Raw genomic sequence first — 21,622 nt, 5'->3', positions numbered from 1 at the left:
GCGTTCCTTGGAACGCCGACCCTTTACAAGCTTGTTTCCAAGCAATAACGCAGGTTTTTCAGCAACGAATGAATGTAAAACAACGAATTTTCAGCGGTTTGGATTCGTTGCTTTACATTCATTCGTTGCCATTCAACCTCTGCTGCGGAGTCGCATTAGTTACTTCCGTTTTAACTTCCTACCATTCTGCGCTCCTTACGCACCCAGCCTTAACCTGTTCTGCCCATATAGATTAACCACGAAATACACCAAATACACGAAGCCTGTCCTGAGAATCTGTTTCGTGTGGTTCGTGTATTTCGTGGTTCATAAATCTGCTGCGAAGCCGCATTAGTTAATTGAAATCACATGCGAGACGTTCAATAGGTATCAGATGTCGGGGTAGCGTCAGGGAAAAGCTCGTCGAACTATCACTGCTTTGCAACAGGATGAGATCTCCACCGTGGGCCCGGGCGATTTCGCGTGCAAGGCTTAGGCCTAGGCCCGTGCCTTCGGTTTGGCGGCTGCGGGACGGATCGACGCGATAGAAGCGTTCAAAGATTCGTTCCTGATCCTGTTCCTGAATCGGGGAGCCGCTGTTCGCAACGGTTACGACGACGCTTTCATGGTGTCGGGCGGCTTTTATCACGATGCTGCCATCTTCTTCCCCGAACTTGACCGCGTTGGTGATCAGGTTTTCAAGGATCTGATTGATTAGATGAGCGTCGCCGCGCGCCATCAGTTCGGTCGGTGCATCAACGGTTACGGTTCTGTCTGGAGCCAGAATCTCGATATCAGTGGCGGCATCGCGAGCCAGTTCCGCAAGATTGAGGTCGTCGGCACTGAGCGGCAGTTGGCCCGCATCGGCCCGGGAGAGCAAGAGCAGTTTTTGTAGAATGATCTTGAGCCGCTGCACCTCGTCCAGCTGTTCGGCATATTCGCGTTGTTCGAGGCTTTCGTCGTCGGCCCGCTGCAGCGAACGTTCGATCTGGGCCTGCAAAATGGCGAGCGGTGTTTTGAGTTCGTGGGCGGCATCCGCGCTGAAACGGGTGGCTTGATGAAAGCTCATATCCAGCCGTTCCAGCATGCCGTTGATCACATCGATGAGCCGTTGAAGTTCCTTGTCGGCATTTTTGTCCGGTATCCGCGCATCCAACTGCTGCGCCGTCATCTGCTCGGCGGTCTTTGCTATTCGATCGACCGGGCGCAGCGCGAGGTGTCCGATCAGCCATCCGACGGTTGCCAGCAACAGCAGTCCTAGCGGAGCCCCAATGACCAACGTGTTTCTGAAGCGGCTGGTTTCGACATGGAGTCCCGCCAGATTGATCGCAATGCTGAGCGACACCTCCTCGTTGGCCATGGTGATGGCGCGCCAACTGCCGTCCGCTCCGGTCAACGTCGCAAAAACCGGCCCGTGGATCAGCGTCATTTCACGAGGAGCGGGTTGCGGGTTATTATTAAGTCGTTCTTCCCCTGCCGGGGGAATGTGCCCGAGTGGAGCGGATTGAACATTGGCGAAGGTGAGCGGAAGCGGGAGGGCGTTCGTGGAGAGTCCTTGGGGCCAGTCCGCTGTGGCATGCAGGACGTCACCCTGTTGAAGTGTTGCTTTGACAATGAACTGTTTGGATTCATCCATGCCGTACATGGAACGGAACGATGCATCGAACCGGTGCCAATGATCCCGTGGTTGTTCTTTCCGGACCTGGGTGTCGGCCAAGGCGATTAATTCGCGGTCGATGCGTTCGATGGCCACCCGGTTCAAGGCCGATACGGCGAAGAATCCAAAGGCCAACAGCATCAGCCCGGAGAGGCACAGGGTCATAAAAGCAATTTTGAGACGGAAGGAGCGCAGCATCAGCCGACCTCCATTTTCCGGAATCGATAGCCGACACCGCGCACCGCCCCGATAAACGATTCGGCTTCCCTCGCATCGATCTTGGAGCGTAGGCGCTGCACGCAGACATCCACCACGTTGGTGCCCGGATCAAAACTGCAGCCCCAAACGTGTTCGAGTATCTGCGAGCGCGTAAAGACGCGGCCGGGGGAACGGATGAGATATTCCAGCAGTGCAAATTCCCGGGGTGCCAGTGTCAGCGGTTTCCCGCCGCGCGCGACTTCCCGTGTCATCAGGTTCACGCTCAGGTCTTCCGCCCGCAGGATACTGAGCTGCTCGCCCGAGGTTCGCCGCAGAACGGTTTGAACCCGCACGATCAGCTCATCCATGTAGAACGGTTTCGCGATATAGTCGTCCGCACCCAGCCGCAATCCCTCCACGCGTTCGGTCGCCTCGGAACGCGCGGTGACCAAGATTACCGGAACCGTGTTTTTTCGAGCCCGAAGGTTTTTGAGAATGCTGAGTCCATCGCGACCGGGCAGCATGATGTCGAGTACGATCAGGTCAAACGGTTCGGCACAGGCCAAGGCATAGGCATCGTCGCCGTTATGAAGAACGGTGACGGCGAAACTATGCTCTTCGAGACCCTTGCCTATGAATTGGGCCAGCTTTTTCTCGTCTTCGACAACTAGGATATTCATGCACAGAAACCTATCATCTTCAGGCCGCCCGTCCAAGAACCGCAGAATTACCATTCTGTAATTTTCCCGTGTTCGACCGGTAGGGCGTGACCGCCTGTCCTGAGCGTCTCGCCGTAGTTTACGATGGCTGAAGTTTATCGAAGGGCCGGGCGCGCCGCGGTGCCGGGGAGTTTTTTTGCCGCAGATGAACGCGGATAAACGCAGATTTTTTACCACAGAGGAACCTCCCGCTTCCGGCCCGTGGGCCTACAGGCCAGAGGGAGGGGTTCCGAGCGACTTGAACGTCTTGAACGATTTGAACGAGGCGCTCCGCGCCGTTTCAACGCGTTGATCGTAAACATGAGTGCTTGAGTATTCTTTCTGATCTTTGTAAAAGTTGCGGATTTATTTTCCAACCCTTGGGAAAAAGGCGTAGAAACGATTTCAACGTGTCAGATTAGAAACTGATGTTTGGGACAAGTTGAGAAATGGGTTCAGCCAATCATTGGGGAAAGCCGATTAAAAACAGAGGCTCTTTGGATGGTTTTAGGAGTTTGGGGAAATGCAGAAAATGTCAGAATTCAAGGACTGACCCCTTTTCAAGGACAAGGCCGATTAGGAGTCTGGAAAAATGCATAAAACATTAAATCATAGAACCGACCCATTTCCCATTCAGTACCCTCAGCATCAAAATGACGAATTAGGGAAATTGATCCCTTTTTTGGATTTAAAACTCCCAGTCTTTTTTCCGTCAATATCTAGCGTTAAAACCAATCTTAAGCCTGTTGAGTATTTAAAGCTATTAGTTGCAGTAGGCCACCCGCAGTTTTTGGTGTCTGCGCACGATTTGTTTTATGCTCCTACTGAGGATAAAGAGGAAATTCATAGTTTGCTTGTTTCAGCTAAAAGAAATGGACAAATAGTTTTATTGGACAGTGGTAATTATGAAGCCTACTGGCATAAGGCCAACTGGTCTGAAGAAATGTTTTTTTCTGTTTTAGATGATTTTGAAAGCTTCAGCGTATCATTTTCGTTCGATGAGCAAAGTCCTCCACCGGACGTAGAAAAGATTTGCCAAATTACAAAGGAAAGAGCTGGGAGGCATTTAGAGCACATCGGGGACGCTATTTACTCTCCGATAATTCACGCTCCGAAGGAACTGTTGAGTGATAGTGTTGTTGGTGTTGCCCAGAGTATTAATCCGCAGATGATAGCTGTTCCTGAACGGCTTTTGGGGCACGGCGTTTTAGAAAGAATAGTTACGTTAAGAAACATTAGGAAACAACTGAATAAACTCGATAGATATCGGTGCATATCCACCGTTCTCTTTTACTGCAGTCGCGGGTGAAATCGACGCTTTTATTCCGGCGTCATCATCTATTGATCCTTTTCCGAAATTCCAACAGGCAGTTGTGCCTGGTAACCATTTGGAAATTGTTCATCCAGATTCGACCGATCATTATTCTTATAAGCTACTTTATAAAATACTAACTAATACACGAGGAGCTTTTAGTGCTGTCGAAAGTGCAAGATTGGCGGTGGAGAACAGGGAATTCCAAGAAGCGATCAATCTCTTGATGCCGGGGGTAGACGACTTAGATGCTAATGCTATCGTTACCTTGGCTCTTGCCCTTGAAAGCATCGGGTTTGATAAAGATGCCGAAGATGTTATTGAGCGTTGGAATACTACTCATGCTAGATCTGCTTTAGATCCAGTTGGAGTACTTGCGGGGCGTCTGAAGCGTCGATGGTTAGTCGGTCGCCAACAAAAGGATTTCGACCGTGCATTAGAGCTCTATTCTGATGGATTTAAGCAAGCTGAAGAAAAGAAAAATCATGATCAAGCATATTATCACGCGATAAATGTGGCATATCTTCTTTTAGTATCTCCTGATGAGGATGTTGAGGGAGCGCTGACTGTTGAGTATATGGTGGAGCGTGCTCTTTACCATGTTGAAGTGGCACAGGAAAATCAATGGACCTATGCTACCATAGGCGAGGCATTTCTAATACAGGGGAAGCTAGAAGAGTCTCTTGAAGCTTATGGTAAGGCTAAGGCTCTTGCCAATACCCTCCGCGAATGCGACTCAATGCATATGCAAGCTGTAGCCGTTTCCTCTCATGTATTTGGAGATAAAGTATCCAAGCAAATAGATGAAGCTTTTGGTTATGTAAGTGAGTCAGTATCGTAACAAGGCTGGGGTTAGTCCTTCTGTCTTCGCGTTTCACGCTTCGCCAAGACACCGCGCATTTAAGAGACGGTGCCGGAGACGGTGCCGGTCCTATTATTTAGTCATTTGCATGCAGGGGAAGTGTGCTGTCGAAAAAGGGGTCACGTATTAATAGGTTAGTGAAAAAGGGGTCAGGCCGCCTAAATCGTCATTTTGGTTTTTAGCTTCCTTTATGAAGCAGTGTTTTTGAATTTTCATCTTTCAATCATTAGAAGTCGTTGCTCTTCAGACAGGCAAGATGCTGTCCTACTTTCCATACCCTGGAGAAAGCAAGCGGGACGCATGCTCTACTTTTCCAAACATTGGAAACAGGGTAGCCGCGCGCGATGAGCGCGGATGATCCTGCTCTGCCGTCCGGGCTCAGACGCGGTCGCCGCCCGCGCCGCAATCGATACCGATGGCGACCTCTCCGAGGCCCTTGGCGGTGAATTGCGCCGGCTTTTTCTCGTCTTCGACGACTAGTACTTGGTCATGAAATTAATGTCCTGTTTCTGTTCAGCCGGATTTTTTACCACATGAATAGGGAGTGAATAACGACCCATTCACCAGAGGCACTGAGTTTGTTAAGGTTCTTTTACTCCGAGCCTCCGTGCCTCTAGCGAAGCGGGTGGTGAAATACCAGTCACTTAATTCGTGACTATGTACTAGTACTCAGTCAGGAATTAAATATCCCATCCGTCTGAGACTGTTCTGTCGAATAGTTCGACCGCAAAGACGCTATGACGCAAAGCTTTCTGTCCTTCGTGTCTTTGCGACTTAGCGGTCAATAAAAACGGCACTTAATTCATGACGATGTACTAGAATATTCATTGGCGGGAATCTACAGCCTTCCCGCCTAACTTCCAAGAAATGCAGAATTACCATTCTGTAATTCTCCCGTGTTCGATCGGTAATTGACGGGGTGTTGTATGTCTCCAGAAGCAGGCCGTGGGCTTGTAGAGAAATGAAGTAACAGGAGACTGTAATGAAGAAGTTCGAAACAGCAATGATTGCAGTGTGTATGGTAATCGCCATGCAGGTGTTTGCCCGGGCGGATAATAATGCACCTCGGCAGGAGCAAGGTGAGAACATCACCGCTGAACAGACTGAAAAGGTGAAAGAGATTCTTTCCCACTATGACGCCGCATCGCTCACTGCGAAAAATGCGATCGCTATTCACGAGGCTTTTCGCGAGGCCGGTCTGCGCGGCGGGCCGTCCATGAATGAGGCGGTAAAAGCGGCCGGATTTGATCCAGATAAACTCAGAGATCTTGCTCCGCCGCCGGATGCGCAGCAGGGGAGCGGCACCGAAGCACCTGGATCGCAACCGCAAGGCCAGAGCAGCCGTTATTCAGTGGATCAGGCGATCAGCGACCGGGCGCAGCTCAATACCATTGCATTTGACGGCGTGGCATTCCTTACCGGCAATATGGCCTGCAATACCTTTCTTCCTCCGGGGAAAGTGGCCGACTTTTGCGGGTTCCAATACATGCGCGACGTGGATACCAATGAGCTGGGACACAATACCTCGTTTGTTCCTCTGGTTGCAAATAATGTGCTCTCGGTGCTGACCGACAAGCAGAAGGGTCAGCTGATTGCCCTCGCTAAAGAGCAGGAACCTGTGTTGGCCGATTTTGGCTATCAGCGCTTCCCCTTGGTTCAGGCGTTTTACCGTCAGCTCACCGGAGATTTTCCCGAGGGAAGCACCGGTCTCAATCGGGCAGCGGTGATGAATTACGCCGCCGGTTTTTATGAAGTGGACGGATTGCTGAGTTATCGTCGCGCCGAAGTGCTGGGAAGCATTATTCGCTCGCTGAGCGACAAGCAGAAAGAATATCTGGGCAAAATGGTCTTTAATGATTCTTCAACCTGGCCGAAACTGGAGAATCAGGTGGATAAGAGAAGCATGTCGCACGCGGCTCATGTGGCGGTGATGACCTATGCCAGTGAAATGTTCAGTTGGTATGCCGGCGGTGTGGAGGCGGATGTGTATTTTTGCCCGGAACGGCACGCGACCTATTTCGGTTCTTTCTTCATGAAGGATATTCCGGCGATGGGCGACGATAACTACACCATCAGCACCTCGCTCACCGGGGACAGCGGTGAGGCCTTCCTGAATCTGCTGACGGACGGCCAGCGCAAGTTAGTGACGGGGCTGGTTGATCAACAGCGTGCGGGTTTGAATGAAATTGTGGAGATCCGCCGTGAGATTTCAATAGTGCTGCGGGGATTCCAGACGAGCGGGAAGGGGGACGAGGAAAAGGTCAGGACGCTGTCGCGGCGGTATGGCGAATTGGATGGTGAAGTTTCCTATTTCTATGCCAAAGCCTTTGCAGAGGTTGCCGGGAGCCTTTCAGCTGATCAGAAAGAGACGTTGATGAAACTGCGGAACCTGGATCCCAAATATACTCCCAAAGGCGCCTTCCTCTATTCTGAACCGATCGATATGCCGAAGATTCCGGACACCGATTTTCTCTTCGTTTCAACAGCAACGGCGAAACAGGTTAAAATGCCACAGGCAAAGAAGGTCGGTTCATTCCAATTGACCAGTCCGGCCGTTGAAGACGGCGGCATGCTGCCGGTCGATTTTACCGGCGACGGCGCAGCGGCCACGTTGCCCCTAAATTGGAGCGGAGCGCCGGAGGGGACCAAAAGTTTCGCCGTGATCATGCATCACATTGCTCCGGACCAAACCAAGTGGTACTGGATTCTCTACAACATTCCCGCAACCACCACGGCCTTGCCCCGCAATGCTCCGGGCGGCGTCGGCATGCTGGGCAACAACAGTGTCAACGGCCGGACGGAGTATGCTCCTCCGCATTCAAAAGGGCCTGGGCCGAAAACATACATCTATACGGTTTATGCGCTGTCGGCACCGGTTTCCGTGTCTGTTGCACCGGAAAAGGTCAACCGCGATGTGCTTCTGACCGCGATGAAGGGAAAGATTCTCGCTACCGCGGAGCTTGAAACCGTGTATGAGCGAAAGGTCGGCGACAACCGGGAACCTCGGGCTGAAAAATGATGAAACCGCTTGCTGTTGAACTGATCGTTGCTTCGCTTTTTGCGCTGTCCGCGAATGCTGCGGAGCAGCCGCTGACGTGGGAGGCGTGCGTCCAGTTGACGGCGAAAAACAATCCGTCGCTGGCGGTGGCTTCTGCGAATGTGGAGGTGGCCGCTTCCGCCATCTCCATTGAGCGGTCAGTCCTGTTTCCCCAGCTTTCGGCCAATGCTTCCACCATGCTGTCCGGGCCGGGGGATAAGACTACGAGATACGGCGCATCGCTCGGGGTGGAGCAGCTGCTGTTCAGTGGCGGGGGCAAACGGGCCGCGGTTCGCTCGGCCAGGGCCGGGCTGGAATCTCAACTCGCGGTGTTGAGCGGATCGCGCTCCGACGTGACCTATGCCTTGCGAAATGCGTTTATCAACGTCCTCTACGCCAAGCAGCGGGTTGAGCTTCTTGCGGAAATCGAGGCCCGGCGCGCGGATAATCTGGAGCTTGTCGAACTGCGCTATGAAGGCGGACGGGAACACAAGGGGTCTGTGGCATCAAGTCAGGCTTCTCTGTTCGATGCTCAGGTTCAGGGGGTGCAGTCCGCGCGCTCCGTATCTGTCAACCGGCAGATCCTCGCGCGGCGAATGGGGCAGGCATCGCTTCCCGTTGACACCGTTGTTGAGGGAACGTTGGCGCAGGTGTCTCCTCCGGAGGAGACCGATTTTGAAACGATTGCACGCGAAGCCCCGGCCTATCTTGAATCGCAGGCTTCCCTCGCCCGCGCCGACGCCCAGCTTTCGGTCGCCCGGAGCGGGTATTGGCCCGAGGTCAGTCTGGTTGGGGCGGCGGGGCGTTATGGCGACGAGAATTCCTTCGATGAGGATTACTGGTCTACCGGGGTAAAGCTTTCCTTTCCCATCTGGTCCGGCGGCCAGACGCGCCATGAAGTCAGCAAGGCGAAGGCTTCTCTACGCGCGGCGGATGCGGATGAGGCCCGTGTTCTCGATGAGCGCGTCCGGCTGCTCGTTTTGGCAAAACAACGGTTTGTCGATGCGGTCGACAATGTCGAAGTACAGGCGAAATATGCCGAGGCCGCCGAGATTCGCGCCCAGATCTCGCGCCAGCAGTATGAAGGCGGACTGCTCTCCTTCGAAAACTGGATTGTGATCGAGGATGATTTGATTTCCAAAAATGAACAACTGCTCAATGCGCGCAGGAGTGCCCTGACGGCGGAAGCCGCATGGTGGCAGGTAACCGGCTACGAAGCCTTTTCTCAGACCAACCCCCGTTTAGGAGATAAACAATGAAGCGCAAATGGATGAAGTTGATGGTTGTGGTGGTGTTGGTCGGCGGTGCCGCCGGCACCGCGTGGGTGGTTCGCGCCCAGCATGGAGAACACGCCCCCGCGTATGAACGGGTGGCCCTTGAGCGCATCCGCATGGAAAAGACGATCGAGGCCACGGCGGTGGTCGAACCGCGCAACCGCATCGAAATTATGCCGCCGCTCGACGGTCACATTGACGAGGTGCTGGTCGATGAAGGCCAGGAGGTGAAAAAAGGGGAAATCGTTGCGTGGATGAGTTCCACCGAACGCTCGACGCTGCTGGATGCCGCGCGGGCCCGGGGCACGGAGATGCTCGAAAAGTGGGAAGATGCCTATAAAGCGACCTCGCTGATTGCACCGCTCGATGGAACCATTATTTCCCGCGATACCGAGCCGGGCCAGACGGTGACCACGCAGGATTCCGTTCTGGTGCTTTCCGACCGGCTGGTGGTTTCGACCCAGGTGGATGAAACGGATATTGGAAACGTGAAGGTTGGCCAGAAGGTACGCATTACGCTCGATGCTTACAGGAACGAGGAGATTAGCGGGGCCGTAAGCCGCATTGCCTACGAAGCCTCGACGGTGAACAACGTCACGATCTATGAAGTCCAGTTGGAGCCGGATGCGATTCCGGATTGTATGAAGAGCGGCATGACGGCCACCGTGGCCTTCATCCTGGCCGAGGCCGACGACGTGCTCACCCTGCCGGTCGGCGCGGTGGGCGGGGAAGGCGATCGACGGTTCGTGCTTGTGGAGCACACCGGAACCGACGACCCGCCGGAACGCCTTCCGGTGCAGATCGGGCTCTCGTCCGGCGGACGGGTGGAGATCCAATCCGGCCTGCAGGGCGATGAGGTGGTGGTTAAAACGGAATTTGCCGTCAAGCACGGGAAAGACGGCGGCTCGTCGCCCTTCGTGCAGGCGCCGCCGGCCGGGAAAAGGCCATGATCAAGGTCTCCGACATTACCAAGGTATATCAAATGGGCGCGGTTCAGGTTCATGCTCTGCGCGGGGTAAGCCTTCAAATCAAGAAAGGGGAATTCGTAGCCATCATGGGCTCGTCCGGTTCCGGCAAATCGACGTTGATGCATATTCTGGGTTTGCTCGATGTGCCGGACAGCGGGCACTATCAAATAAACGGTCAGGAGGTGCAGGGACTTAGCGAAGACGCCCGCGCCGGATTGCGCGCCCGGGAGATCGGATTTATCTTTCAGCAGTTCAACCTGCTAGCGCGGATATCCGCGCACGACAACGTGGCGCTGCCGCTCATCTACGGGAACGCGCCGGGCGACAAAACCCCCGACCAGCTTCTCGAACGGGTCGGGCTGGGTGATCGAAAGTCGCACGCTCCGAATGAACTTTCCGGCGGACAGCAGCAGCGGGTTGCCATTGCCCGTGCGCTGGTGAACGGTCCGCCGGTCATTATGGCCGACGAGCCGACGGGCAACCTCGATTCCGAGAGTGCGGCCGATATCCTGCAGGTGCTTCAGGAGCTGCATCGTTCCGGCCTCACCGTGATTATGGTGACCCATGATCCGGAAGTGGCTGCGGCCGCGGAGCGAATCATTACCATGAAAGACGGGCAGGTGTTGTCCGATACCAAGGGAGCCGGGGGAACCGCAGAATCTCGATCAGGGAATGTCGAATCTCGAAGGGATGGATCATCCTCCTTGCGCCGAAAACCATTCCGTGAATTTGCGGCATTGCTGGCGCAGGCCTCCCGATCGCTTTCGGCCAACAAGGTGCGGACCGCGCTTTCCATGCTGGGGGTGTTGATTGGCGTGGCGGCGGTGATCTCGGTTATGGCGCTTGGTGCGGGCGCCAAGGTGGCCGTGGAAGCACAAATTTCGGCCATGGGCGCCAATCTGCTCGTGGTGCAGCCGCCGCGACCGAAGAGTCGCGGGGTGTCTCTGGGCGCCGGCATCGTATCGCGGCTCTCCGCGTCCGACGCCGGAGTGATTCAGGATTCCATCGAGGGCGTGCAATATGCCTGCGGTTCGGTGAACGGCAACGTGCAGGTCACGTTCGACGGAAATAACTGCAGTACCGAAGCGCGCGGCGTGGAACTCGCCTATGAAACCATCCACTCCATGACGCCGCAGGCGGGACGATTCTTTTCCGAGGAGGAATGTTCGTCGCGGGCCCGCGTGGCGGTGATCGGAACGACGGTATACGAGGCGCTGTTCGACGGGCAGGATCCGGTGGGGCAGACCATTCGCATCAACCGCAATACGTTTGAGGTGGTCGGCCTGCTGCCCGACAAAGGAAGCAGTGCATCCGAAGACGAAAACGACCAGGTTCTTATTCCGCTCAGCACGGCCATGCACCGCGTTTTCGGTGAAGACTATGTGCGGGAAATCGAAATTCAGGTCGAGTCGGCGGACTATATCGACTCCGTCGAAACCGCGGTCGTGGCTTTGATGAACGAGCGGCATCGGGTGACCGACCCTGAGAACAACGGCTATGAAACCCGTAATATGGCCGAGCTCCAAAGCACCATGGCCGCCACCAGCAACACCCTCTCGATGCTGCTGACGGGCGTTGGCGGGATTTCCCTGTTGGTGGGGGGCATCGGGATCATGAACATTATGCTGGTGAGCGTGACGGAGCGCACCCGCGAGATCGGCATCCGCAAAGCCATCGGTGCGCGCCGGAACGATATCCTGATGCAGTTTCTGGTGGAAGCGGTGGCCGTGAGTCTCTGCGGCGGCGCGCTCGGTATTGCGTTGGGTGGCGGGTTCTGTCTGGGCATGAGGCAATTCGCCGGATGGGCCGTGGCGGTGCAGCCGATCACGCTGGTCGTTGCTCTTACCTTCTCCGTATTCATCGGTGTGGTCTTCGGCCTTTGGCCCGCGCGCCAAGCCTCCCTCCTGCAACCGATCGAGGCCTTGCGCTATGAATAACGCAAAAACATAGAGTCTGGGTGCGACGAGATCAGGTCTGAATGATCAACACAGAGAAGTGAATGTTTAAAATTCAGACCTGACCCGAATGCCACTTCCTTAAGCTGCTTTGGCATTATATTTACTCCGATGCTTTATCTCGATCATTTCATGACGATGCAGTGTTAAAAGTTGATAGGGTTTGAGTCTTCTTTTAAGGCATCGCGGCTCACTCCTTCCGGGCCGAAAGGGAATTATATTGGTGCGGATCGAATCGAGCAGGTTTTCCCGTATCCGAAGGATTTCGGATGGGCAAAGCGCGGCTCGATTAAAGTATACTTCCGCCTGCCGGAGTGCTTGTAGTGCGCCTTTATAACTCAGCCGCATGGGGTCTTTTTCATGAGCGTGCGCGGTCTCATAGATCAAATGCCGAATGGCATTGTAAGCGATGAAATACATAAGCAGTTCTTTTCGGATCATCGCGGGGGATTTGCAACGCAATATATCCATTTTCGTGGTTGTTTTCAGGTCGCGAAAAAAGAGTTCTACGCTCCATCTGCGATAGTAGAGGTCGGCGATACTCTTTGCTGAATAGATAAGCGGATCGAGTAGCGTAGTGATGATGTAAAAGCTTTTCACTCGGAATCCGGGCTGCTCGATATCGACTTTGATTTGACGTAATAGAAGCTCTTTGGGCAACTGGTTCCACTCGTCTTTCGGGAGGAGTGCCTTTTTATACCAAGCGGGCCTTTCCCAGCGAATCAGGAGATCATTGTTCGCCAACTTTTTAATGCAGGTCTGTTCCGTTTTCGGTATTCGACGCGCTAATGGAATGACACTGTCAACGCCCTTTTCTCGGAGCCGATCAACATCATAAAAACTACAGAACCCTTTGTCCCCCAGGAAAATATCCCCTTCCTTGAAGGTGCCTTCCTGCTGGCGAAGCAAGGGGAGTTCATGTTTCTTTTTATTTCCGACTGCATAGCTGAGAATTGCGCCCGTCGCGAGATCGAAACAGCCGAGCAGGCGCATTGTCGGGAAACCGCACCCTGTTTTTTGAGAGGAAATTTGAGGCCATTCATCTTGATTTTCAGAGGTGTCAGGCATGCTCAACCCCGTTCCATCAACGACAATAACGCGCCGGCCCGCGAGAGGCTGATCGTCGAGGTTAACATGAAACGACTCTGAGGTGTGCTGGAGGATTTCGACCATATCCGTCTCCTCTAATTTTTTTCGCGCCTTGCAGTAAGAACCCGTGGAAACGGACAACGACTGATCACTATTGAAAGCGAGATATGTTTTTAATTTTTTGACGACTTCTGCACAGCCCCCATCGGCATCAATAATCTGTGAGAAGAACGCCCAGAAAGTGGTTTCCTTGCTGAAAATACGGTGACGACTATGATGTCCTTTCACATTATTTTTCAAAAAAGATTCGGGAATAAAACGTCCGAAACAGGCTTTTAGACCCAGCAGCGATTTGTCTTTTTTATGCATCATTTCATCGGCCATTATTTGTGCCGTAGAGCGCGGTTTTTTACGGAGCGATTGAAGATGGAGTCCTGGAAGGAAGGGTGCTGTATATTTCATGCAAGACACTCGCATTCTTCTTGGTATATATCAAGAGTATAGTATGGGTTTTTGCCCTAAAACTGCGATTTTTTGTGTGCGACAGAAGCCCTTAAGGAAGTGGCATTCAGGACTGACCCCTTTTCCAAAGGGCGCAAGATGGGCAATCCGTATTTGAAGTGGGCGTTCATGCAGGCGGCCATCCTCGGCAAGCGGGCCGACCCGATGCTCAATGCCTATTTCGAGCGGCTCGAACGCAAGAAAGGCAAGCACACGGCCAATGCCATTGTCGCCGCAAAGATTGCCCGTGCGGTCTACTTCATGCTCGACCGCAAGACCGGATTTTCTGTCGATCAGCTCATAAAGGGAAGACGATGATTTAATTTATACTTTTAAGGAGGCGGTGGTGATCCGGACGTTCTAATTGGGACAAGAGTGGTCATCCGATGCACGGCATAATTAAATGGTTCGAACCCGAAGCAGCCGTGATGGAAAGAACCCGTACCCGATCCGCTTGATTGGTACCGCCGCCTCCGGTTTTTATAGAACCTGTTTTGATAAGGAGCCGACCCTGTCGCAAGCCCGCACCAAACTGGACTCTGCCTTCCACCGCAACCGCAGGTTGCACCGGAAGAATACCGCAGACAACCGATGTTTTCTTGAATAGGTAGCGCATAGGGAAGTACCGCATGATTTTCTGGGACGTCATGGATCTTAGTAATCCGTGACAGCCGCCACCCGCCGAAAGACGGGAGACCTGGCCGCCTGAGCCCGCACGGTTGTTTGAGGGAGCCTTGCTCCACTCGCCCATGTAGAAATAAAAACGGCACGAGTTGAGACCAGGTTGGATCGATCAATCGATAGTGTAAGTTGGTAAAAACACGAAGATTGAGGCGGGGGACTTTTTGGCTTTACTCAGAAGGGCTTAATGGTGGTTCGGTTTTTTTATGCTTCACCATTCCAAATTAAAGACAAAACCTTTTTAGTTTCAGGATCAAAAACAGATGTGCACACAGATGTTCCTCCATCACAAATTGAGCTAAAGCTGGAGTACTCAACTTCATCCTCATCAGGAAGAAATGTGTGCATCAAATGCATTTGGCACAAAATCAGTTTTTTCCCGTTTCTTGTAACGCCTGCATATTCAATTTTGAATTTTGGCATCTTAGATTCAACTTCTTTCAGAGCAACGAGCATTCGTTTGTCAGTTGTTTTTTGAGACTGCTCCTTCAGGTATTGTTTGAGTGCCACCTCGAATTCATCTCTTGGAAAAGAGAGTGGCAACCAAAAGGCATCTGAAACTTCGATGTCTCTCCCTTTGGCAAATCTGGCGATATACTCCATGTCGGCAACACGCTTGACCTTGTCGTTTGCGATCACCTGAAGAGTTGTCGCTAAAACGAGAAGGCTAATAATGAGTATTTGCTTTTTCATATTTTATCTGCCGAACTATTACTTAGCGGGCAGATCTACCTGATAAGTGAATATTGAAGGAGTAATCGGGCAGAATTGCCTGTATCCAATATCAGAGCTTCTTCTTCGGCTTGCGTCGGAAGCCGTTGCGGACGGCGAGGAACCAGACGATCCAAAGGGCTTCATAAACAATGTTGCCGCTCATTTTTGAGGTGCCGTCTTTGCGGTCTTCGAAGACAATCGGAATCTCGCCGACGCGGAAGCCTTTCATCCAAGCTTTGTGGGTCATTTCGATCTGGAAACCGTATCCGTTGGCTTTGACGAGATCAAAGTCGTAGGCGGCGAGCACCTCGCGGCGGAAGCATTTGAAGCCGCCAGTGGGATCGGTGAAGGGCATGCCGGTGATCATCTGCACATAGATGCCGGCGCCGCGGCTGAGCATCAGGCGCGAAAGCGGCCAGTTCATAATGCGGATGCCACCGACGTAGCGGGAGCCCAGCACGAGGTCGGAGTCGGCCATCACCTTGTCGCGGAAATTGGGGATTTCCTTGGGATCGTGCGAAAAGTCGCAGTCCATTTCCATGACGAACTTATAGTTGCGCTCCAGCGCCCATTTAAAGCCGGCAATGTAGGCGCGGCCCAAGCCGTCTTTCGAGGTGCGGTGGAGCACATGGACGCGCTCGGATTTTTCCGACAGGGCATCGGCCATTTGGCCTGTGCCGTCGGGGGAATTGTCGTCCACAAAAAGAATATGCACGTGTGGCGATGTATCCAGCACCCCGGTGGTGATTCTGTTAATGTTTTCTTTTTCGTTGTAGGTCGGGATGATGACCAAAGTATCGATTTCGCTCATAGTTTTAGAAATGTAGGCCAGAATGCGTGGCCGCTGCAAGAAATGCGGTTAAAAATCGATGGGAATCAGGCGGGGCTTTGAGCTGGATACGGCAACCAGCCAGATTTTGGCTTCGGCGGCGTAGGGGTAGAGCTTTTCGGCGGCCTTGCGATAAATCTCCATTTGCCGCCGGTATTGCGTTGCGGTGACAGCATCGGCGGCTTCGGTAAACTTATAGTCGAAGATGGCAAAGCCGTCGGCCGTGCGGCAGAGCAGATCGACTGTGCCGTCGATCAGCTTATCCTCTTCATGCAGGACAAAGGGGAATTCCGGGCGGATTTCCTGCATGTCGGTGGTCAGGCCCATCATTAGTTCCCGGGTCTGTTCGATCCGATTTTTCAGAGCGAGCGACTGTTTTTTTGGAATGTCGAACTCATCGCGTAGCTGCTCCAACCATTCAGCGACCGATCCCTCCCAGCCGTTTAGGGCGAGTTGCTCCAGCACGGCGTGCCCAAGCGAACCGAGGGCCGTGGCATTCTCTACACTCCGAACATGGGTGCTGAAGTCGTCGTGCGCCGATTCCAGCTCGTCTTGCTCCTTGGCCAGTCGGGTGGCTGGCATGCGCTGGAGCGTCGGCTTGGCCGGTGCGGGCGGGAGGCTGTCCATCGCTTGGGCCAGACCGTTTGCGGTTGGTCGTGCATGTTCGGCGGGTTCAACCCGTTCCACGGCTTCGCTTAGGTCGGAGTACGCAAGGGTTGGAATTTCCTTATCGAACAACGGCTCTAAATTCTTGAGCCATCCTCCCGAGCGTTTGCCGACGGTGGCCGAGGTGACCACCAAGTCGCGGGCGCGGGTCATGGCGACATAGAAGAGGTTTTTCAATTCATGTTTGCGGACAGCTGAGGCGCGTTCGTTGGCGGCCTTGAAGCCCGGCGAAGCGACGCTGGATTTGTCCGGCGCAGTAATTTTGACGCCCAGCATGGGAACCTTTTCTGCAGAAGCGGGGTCGCCGCCCCCGCCTACAACCGCCGGCTCATCGAAGAAGACGCGGGCGAAGCCGCGGTCGGAGTCGCCGGAAAAGCTGGTGTCGGGTACAAAGACGACGCGCTTGGTCAGGCCCTTTGATCCGTGGACGGTCATAATGGTGACGGCATTCTGCGCGGGATCGAGCAGGGCGGCTTCGGGCACCTGCGGCGGATTGGCAATCTGCTCGGCGAGCTTGCGGGCCACCGTGCCCGGAGTGGTTTGCGCGCCGCGCTCGGTTTCGCGGAGCCAGTCGAGCACCTTGCGGAGGTTGGCCAAGCGTTGCGTGCCGCGCGGCAATCCGGCGAGCAGGGCGTCGTAGCCCGTTTCGTCGATCAGCATGCGCACGAGCTCTGACGCCAGCTTGGTGCCGAGCAACGCGCGGTAGCGGTCGACCACATCGGTGGCCGTTGGATAGTTGACCTGCAGCCGGTCGATTGAAAAGCCTTCGTCGCTCCAAGCCAGCTCGGCGATGGCTTCGTCGGATAGGCCGACCCATGGAGAGCGCAGGAAGCCGATCAGCGAATAGGCGTCGTTGGGGTTGGCGACCACGTTGAGGAAGAGGGAAACATCGCGCGTTTCCTGGCGGGAGAACAAGCCCCTCCCTTTTCCGCCTAGCGTATAGGGGACGCCGGCGTGGCGCAGCGCCTGTTCCAGCGCGGACTGGTGGGTGGTGCGGCGCAGCAGAATCAGGATGTCGGAATACCGGTAGGCGTTGTCGTCGTCCGTCGGTTGAAAGTTGTCCGCATGCCGGAAGGCGGGTTTCCATTCGCTGGATCCGTTCACGAGCAACTGGATGCGGTTGGCGACGGCCTCCATTTCGGCGGCGGTCTTGTCTTGTTTGGAAAGCTCCTCATCGCCGTCGAACGAGAGAAACTCGATGCACGGCTTTTCGCCGTCGGTTTCAAAGTCTGGGTTGGGGGCCAGGCAGTCGCTGGGGGTATAGTCTTCTTGGCCGTAGACCGCTTCGAAGAGGGTGTTGACCACATCGAGGATCGGCGCTTTGGAGCGGTAGCTGGTTTGCAGGTTTTCGGGTTTTCCGCCGGCCTTCAATATTTGGTTTTCTAGATCGGGCATCACCTGCGGGTCGGCGCCGCGCCAAGTGTAGATGCTCTGCTTCTTATCGCCGCAGATGATTAGATTGGTTTCTTCGCCCCAGAGCGACTGGATCAAATCGCACTGGATGCGGGAGGTATCCTGCACTTCATCGACGATCACATATTCAAAATCCGGTTTGGCGCGACCCGACTGAAGCAACTCGGCCGCCATGTGCAGCTGGTCGTCGAAGTCGACCGCATCCATCTCGTGCTTGCGCTGCTGGAACTGGGAGGCGCCGGCCTGCACGTAGCGCGCGAAGGCCTGGGCGGCGGGGAAACGCTCGCGGTAGCGAACGGCATCTTTGACGGATTCTTTGAGCGCCCAAAAATCGTCCGAGATTTCTTTTGCGCCACCCCGTCCGAATTTTTTAATGCCGAGTTCTTCCAGCTTATCCACAAGCGCTTCGATATCGGCAGTTTCCTGCAACGCTTGCTGGATTATGTCCAATGCGGTTTGAACGGCCGGCGTGATTTTGGGGAGCTCGTTGATCCGTTGGCAGATCATCTCGAATTCAACGCGTGTTGCGCTGGGAACGGGGCCGGGCAACATGGCCTCTGCGTTTTCGAGCGAGATGCCGAGACTGCCGGCCTGAGCAATCAGGTTGGGTACAGTTTCGGTGATGCTGGTGCCGAAGCCTCCGCCGGTGCCGATAATGTGTGCGCCGGAGCAGAAGGTTTTAAAGTCGGGGTCGGCGCCGAGGCGGGCGAGCAGCTCGTCGCGGCAGATTTGATCGAGCAGTTCTTTTTGTTCGTCGCCGACGAGGACGGAAAATCCGGGCGAGAGACCGGCTTCGAGCGCATGCTCGCGCAGCAGGCGCGTGCAGAAGGAATGGATGGTGCCGATCGGCGCCGAGGGCAGGTGCGCCATGGCGGCTATCGTGCGCTCGGTCAGCTCGTCGTTGTCTTCGGCCTCGGCGGTGCGGCGCGCTTTGAGTAGGCGGTGCGCCACGCGCATGCGCAGTTCGGCGGCGGCGTTTTCCGTAAAGGTCATCAGCAGGATTTTGCGCGGGTCGATGCCTTCTTCAAGCACGAGCTTTTCATAGAGGCCGGTGACCTGGTAGGTCTTGCCGGTTCCGGCCGAGGCGTTGTAGACGATGTTCATGCGCGCCACTATAGATGGCGCTCCAACGAAATTAAACCGCGAATGAGATCAAATGAGCGCGAAGCCTTCGGTTGATGCTAATGCTCTGTCAGAATTTAACAGAAGCGCGCAAAGGTCGCAAAGGTAGTCCGGATGAGGCTCATAGGTTCGGCAGATAAACATTGGGGTTATTGCCGCGAAAAGGCACACGCGAAGCGAGACGAAGTCAACAAGCACAACGACCTATCCTGTGTGCTTTTGTGTCCTTTACGTTCTTTTGTGGCTAATGGAGGATCTCCCTGCGAGTGAATCCCGCCTTATTTGCGCGGCTTTGTTTTGTATTCCGCCTGCGCTTCAGCGGCGAGGGGCAGGGGTGCGCTTTCTGTCGTTGGATATACAACGACCTTAGGAGAGAGCTTTGCGTACGCGGCGGTCAATGATTTTTCCAGCTTGGCTAAAACCTTTTCCGGCTGCTTGAGCTCGCACTCCCAGACCACAATGACATTCCAGCCCATTTTTTTGAGTTCGCGGATGTGCTTCCGGTCGTTGGACACATTGCGTTCAAACTTGGCTTGCCAATATTCAACGTTCGATTTGGGCATGGAGGCCGTCTTGCAGTTTTGGTGGCGGTGCCAGAAGCACCCGTGGACAAAGACCACCGTGTTGTATTTGCGCAGCACAATGTCGGGCTTGCCGGGCAGGTCCTTGCGGTGAAGGCTGAAGCGGTAGCCCGCGCGGTGCAGCAACGAGCGGACGATCAGCTCCGGTTTCGTGTTTTTTCCGCGGATCCGGCTCATCACGCGCGACCGTTGCTCTGGGGTAAACGTATCCATGCGGTTATCTATCAGCGTCCTTGTTGTTATACACCTTTTTTACCACCCGCTTTGCTGGAGACACGGAGGCTCGAAGATTTCTGTTTCTCCGTTTCTCCGTGCTTCGTGATCAGAGATAGATGTTGGTTTGCGTTCGGAGTCGAGGTGCTATTTGAAAATGCCCTTGATGGTGTTAATGGTTTCGGATACCGCGCCCCCATCGACGCCAATATTGGCGACTGCGCTGGTGATGGCTTCGTATATCGTGGCGCTGACTTCCGCGGCGACGCCGGTCCAAGTGGTGCCGCTGTCTTTTCCGATATCGGTTTTTTCAATGTCCGGAAGAGCCAGTGGAGGGGTTGGAATGCCGGCTATCTTGGCTTTCACAATCCCGTTTCTCAACACTAACTTTTCGATAACCACTTTTTTGGCCGGCTTCTTTTCTGTGGGTTTCTTTTCGGAAGAGGGCTTTTCTCCGCCTCCAGATCCTTCCTTGCCGGCGAACGCTTCGATGTTTTTTTGAATGGCCGAGATGTTGTCGGTTTTTTTCTTGCGCTCATAGGTGAACTCCGGCCCGTCGATCACGATTTCCTTGATGACGATCGTGTCGGTTCTGAGTGAGAGCAGGGAGACCGCCACCTTGAATTTTTTTAGCTCAACAGCGCTTTTCGCGGTAAATCCTTCCGGATTGCCAACGAACAATCCCTCCAGCACGACAATGCCTCCTAGGGGATTGATGGTGAGTTTTTCGATGGTCAGTGGCGCACCGATCGCTTTCGGGCCGACCGTCTCCACGGTTTTCTTTACGGCGGGGCCGAGCCAGAACAGCACCAGACACACCACGACAACAATTAGAATCGTGGCCAGGCCTACGATGAATTTCAGCAATTTAATCATTACGCACCTCCGGGGGGCATCCGGTTTCTTGACCATCAGGATAGAGCTCTTCTCCGGGATTGGAAGCCAAATCCCGGCAACACTGGGTTTTTTACGAACAAGATTGGAGGGCGAGGCTCTGTCTGGGGCAGCGTGCACAATGGCTCCGATGATGCAAAGCGAGTTTAAGGAACGCAAGACAACCGTCGCGCTCCATCTAAAATCAGGCTTTTGAGTGCTGGGAATTTTAGCCACAAAAGAACGCAGAGGTAACAAAGAAATGTCCGGTTTTTTACGATCTGCGCGCTCTTCGGAGACCAGCTCTTAATGTTTGTTAGAGGCTCAATTTTTAGTTTCCGGAGCAATGAAAGCGGCAGGGAATCGTCATGTTGACAATTGTGATACTACGGTAGTACTATCCCGCATGCCTAAGAAGATTAGAGAGCTGACCCGATAGTTGGTGAAGGCCGGCTTTGTTGATCGTGGCGGCAAAGGGAGCCACCGCAACTTTAAGCATCCCGACGGCGAGAAGATCACCATCAGCGGGAATCCTGCTCATGATGCAAAGAAGTATCAGGAACGAGAAGTCCTAAAAGATAATCCGCGAGACAAAAAAATGAAAGCAAGTGATCAATACCTTAAGATTGTGGAGTGGTCGGAGGAAGACCAATGCTATATTGGCTCCTGTCCGGGGGTGATGCGCGGCGGCGTCCACGGGGATGACGAGGCCAAGGTGTACAAAGAACTCTGCGAAGCGGTAGAGGAGTGGATCGAGGTTTATCAAGAAGACGGCGAAAAGTTGCCATCAGCGACGGCGGGGAAAGAATATTCCGGCAAGTTCGTTGTCAGGGTGGGCAAGGAGCTGCACAAAACCTTGGCCGTCGATGCGCTCCGCCAGGGCGAAAGCCTAAACGCCTATTGCGTACATTTGCTGAAAGAAGAGAGCCCCCGCTATGGGATAAAATAATAGGGATGGAAATTTTTCTTGGAAAGCAGGTCAAGGAAGCCTTTCAGTTGA

Annotated in this window: 17 protein-coding genes; 9 read left to right on the top strand and 8 right to left on the bottom strand. The window is 54.1% G+C overall.

What is annotated here, in order from left to right; all coding sequences use genetic code 11:
• Nucleotides 1–334: 334 nt before the first annotated feature.
• Nucleotides 335–1,834, bottom strand: coding sequence for an ATP-binding protein (locus tag SCARR_RS15385; RefSeq protein WP_136062558.1), 1,500 nt, complete (start codon nucleotides 1,832–1,834; stop codon nucleotides 335–337).
• Nucleotides 1,834–2,514, bottom strand: coding sequence for a response regulator transcription factor (locus SCARR_RS15380; protein WP_136062557.1), 681 nt, complete (start codon nucleotides 2,512–2,514; stop codon nucleotides 1,834–1,836). Before SCARR_RS15380 ends, SCARR_RS15385 begins: the two co-directional genes overlap by 1 nt.
• Nucleotides 2,515–3,124: 610 nt before the next feature.
• Between SCARR_RS15380 and SCARR_RS15375 the strand changes: the two genes are divergently transcribed.
• The 7 genes from SCARR_RS15375 to SCARR_RS15350 all read left to right on the top strand — a co-directional run bounded on the left by SCARR_RS15375 (nucleotide 3,125) and on the right by SCARR_RS15350 (nucleotide 11,922).
• Nucleotides 3,125–3,841 carry a hypothetical protein gene (locus tag SCARR_RS15375; protein WP_136062556.1) on the top strand — a complete coding sequence of 239 codons (717 nt, stop codon included), beginning with the start codon at nucleotides 3,125–3,127 and terminating at the stop codon, nucleotides 3,839–3,841.
• A gap of 79 nt (nucleotides 3,842–3,920) precedes the next feature.
• Entirely contained in the window at nucleotides 3,921–4,685 is a 765-nt protein-coding gene (locus SCARR_RS15370) for a tetratricopeptide repeat-containing protein (RefSeq protein WP_136062555.1), read from the top strand.
• 375 nt (nucleotides 4,686–5,060) lie between these two features.
• Nucleotides 5,061–5,186, top strand: a complete 126-nt coding sequence (locus SCARR_RS29110; RefSeq protein ID WP_281281183.1) for a hypothetical protein — start codon at nucleotides 5,061–5,063, stop codon at nucleotides 5,184–5,186.
• A gap of 502 nt (nucleotides 5,187–5,688) precedes the next feature.
• On the top strand, nucleotides 5,689–7,725 hold the full coding sequence (locus SCARR_RS15365; protein ID WP_136062554.1) for a YbhB/YbcL family Raf kinase inhibitor-like protein: 2,037 nt from the start codon (nucleotides 5,689–5,691) through the stop codon (nucleotides 7,723–7,725).
• Complete coding sequence (locus SCARR_RS15360) at nucleotides 7,722–9,002, top strand: TolC family protein (protein ID WP_136062553.1); 1,281 nt, start codon at nucleotides 7,722–7,724, stop codon at nucleotides 9,000–9,002. Before SCARR_RS15365 ends, SCARR_RS15360 begins: the two co-directional genes overlap by 4 nt.
• The gene (locus tag SCARR_RS15355) at nucleotides 8,999–9,967 is read left to right on the top strand and encodes an efflux RND transporter periplasmic adaptor subunit (RefSeq protein ID WP_136062552.1); all 969 of its coding nucleotides are present in this window, start codon (nucleotides 8,999–9,001) and stop codon (nucleotides 9,965–9,967) included. The genes SCARR_RS15360 and SCARR_RS15355 overlap by 4 nt, the downstream gene beginning before the upstream one ends.
• Nucleotides 9,964–11,922, top strand: a complete 1,959-nt coding sequence (locus tag SCARR_RS15350) for an ABC transporter permease (RefSeq protein WP_136062551.1) — start codon at nucleotides 9,964–9,966, stop codon at nucleotides 11,920–11,922. The genes SCARR_RS15355 and SCARR_RS15350 overlap by 4 nt, the downstream gene beginning before the upstream one ends.
• A 99-nt stretch (nucleotides 11,923–12,021) precedes the next feature.
• Here SCARR_RS15350 and SCARR_RS15345 read toward each other — a convergent pair whose 3' ends face one another.
• Nucleotides 12,022–13,491: an IS4 family transposase gene (locus SCARR_RS15345; protein ID WP_136062550.1), complete on the bottom strand. Its 1,470-nt coding sequence runs from the start codon at nucleotides 13,489–13,491 to the stop codon at nucleotides 12,022–12,024.
• Between the two features lie 99 nt (nucleotides 13,492–13,590).
• Here SCARR_RS15345 and SCARR_RS15340 point away from each other — a divergent pair, with 99 nt between their 5' ends.
• Complete coding sequence (locus SCARR_RS15340; protein WP_136062549.1) at nucleotides 13,591–13,848, top strand: hypothetical protein; 258 nt, start codon at nucleotides 13,591–13,593, stop codon at nucleotides 13,846–13,848.
• Nucleotides 13,849–14,415: 567 nt separating this feature from the next.
• Here the strand turns inward: SCARR_RS15340 and SCARR_RS15335 are convergent.
• From SCARR_RS15335 to SCARR_RS15315, 5 genes are all read right to left on the bottom strand, one after another.
• Nucleotides 14,416–14,904 carry a hypothetical protein gene (locus tag SCARR_RS15335; protein ID WP_136062548.1) on the bottom strand — a complete coding sequence of 163 codons (489 nt, stop codon included), beginning with the start codon at nucleotides 14,902–14,904 and terminating at the stop codon, nucleotides 14,416–14,418.
• A gap of 91 nt (nucleotides 14,905–14,995) precedes the next feature.
• Nucleotides 14,996–15,736 (bottom strand): polyprenol monophosphomannose synthase, encoded by a 741-nt coding sequence (locus tag SCARR_RS15330; protein ID WP_136062547.1) that lies wholly within the window; start codon nucleotides 15,734–15,736, stop codon nucleotides 14,996–14,998.
• A gap of 48 nt (nucleotides 15,737–15,784) precedes the next feature.
• Nucleotides 15,785–18,937 carry a UvrD-helicase domain-containing protein gene (locus SCARR_RS15325; RefSeq protein ID WP_246044500.1) on the bottom strand — a complete coding sequence of 1,051 codons (3,153 nt, stop codon included), beginning with the start codon at nucleotides 18,935–18,937 and terminating at the stop codon, nucleotides 15,785–15,787.
• A gap of 296 nt (nucleotides 18,938–19,233) precedes the next feature.
• A complete protein-coding gene (locus SCARR_RS15320) occupies nucleotides 19,234–19,749 on the bottom strand; it encodes a very short patch repair endonuclease (protein WP_136062545.1) in 516 nt (171 codons plus the stop codon).
• Nucleotides 19,750–19,896: 147 nt separating this feature from the next.
• The gene (locus SCARR_RS15315) at nucleotides 19,897–20,625 is read right to left on the bottom strand and encodes a DUF748 domain-containing protein (RefSeq protein ID WP_168433347.1); all 729 of its coding nucleotides are present in this window, start codon (nucleotides 20,623–20,625) and stop codon (nucleotides 19,897–19,899) included.
• A 439-nt stretch (nucleotides 20,626–21,064) separates the two neighbouring features.
• Here SCARR_RS15315 and SCARR_RS15310 point away from each other — a divergent pair, with 439 nt between their 5' ends.
• Nucleotides 21,065–21,571: a toxin-antitoxin system HicB family antitoxin gene (locus tag SCARR_RS15310; protein WP_222846337.1), complete on the top strand. Its 507-nt coding sequence runs from the start codon at nucleotides 21,065–21,067 to the stop codon at nucleotides 21,569–21,571.
• Nucleotides 21,572–21,622 lie beyond the last annotated feature (51 nt).

Origin of the sequence: Pontiella sulfatireligans, from assembly GCF_900890705.1 — a bacterium.
GTDB lineage: Bacteria > Verrucomicrobiota > Kiritimatiellia > Kiritimatiellales > Pontiellaceae > Pontiella > Pontiella sulfatireligans.
The sequence above is the reverse complement of the archived record's forward strand: the minus strand, read 5'-3'. Positions and strand labels throughout refer to the sequence as shown.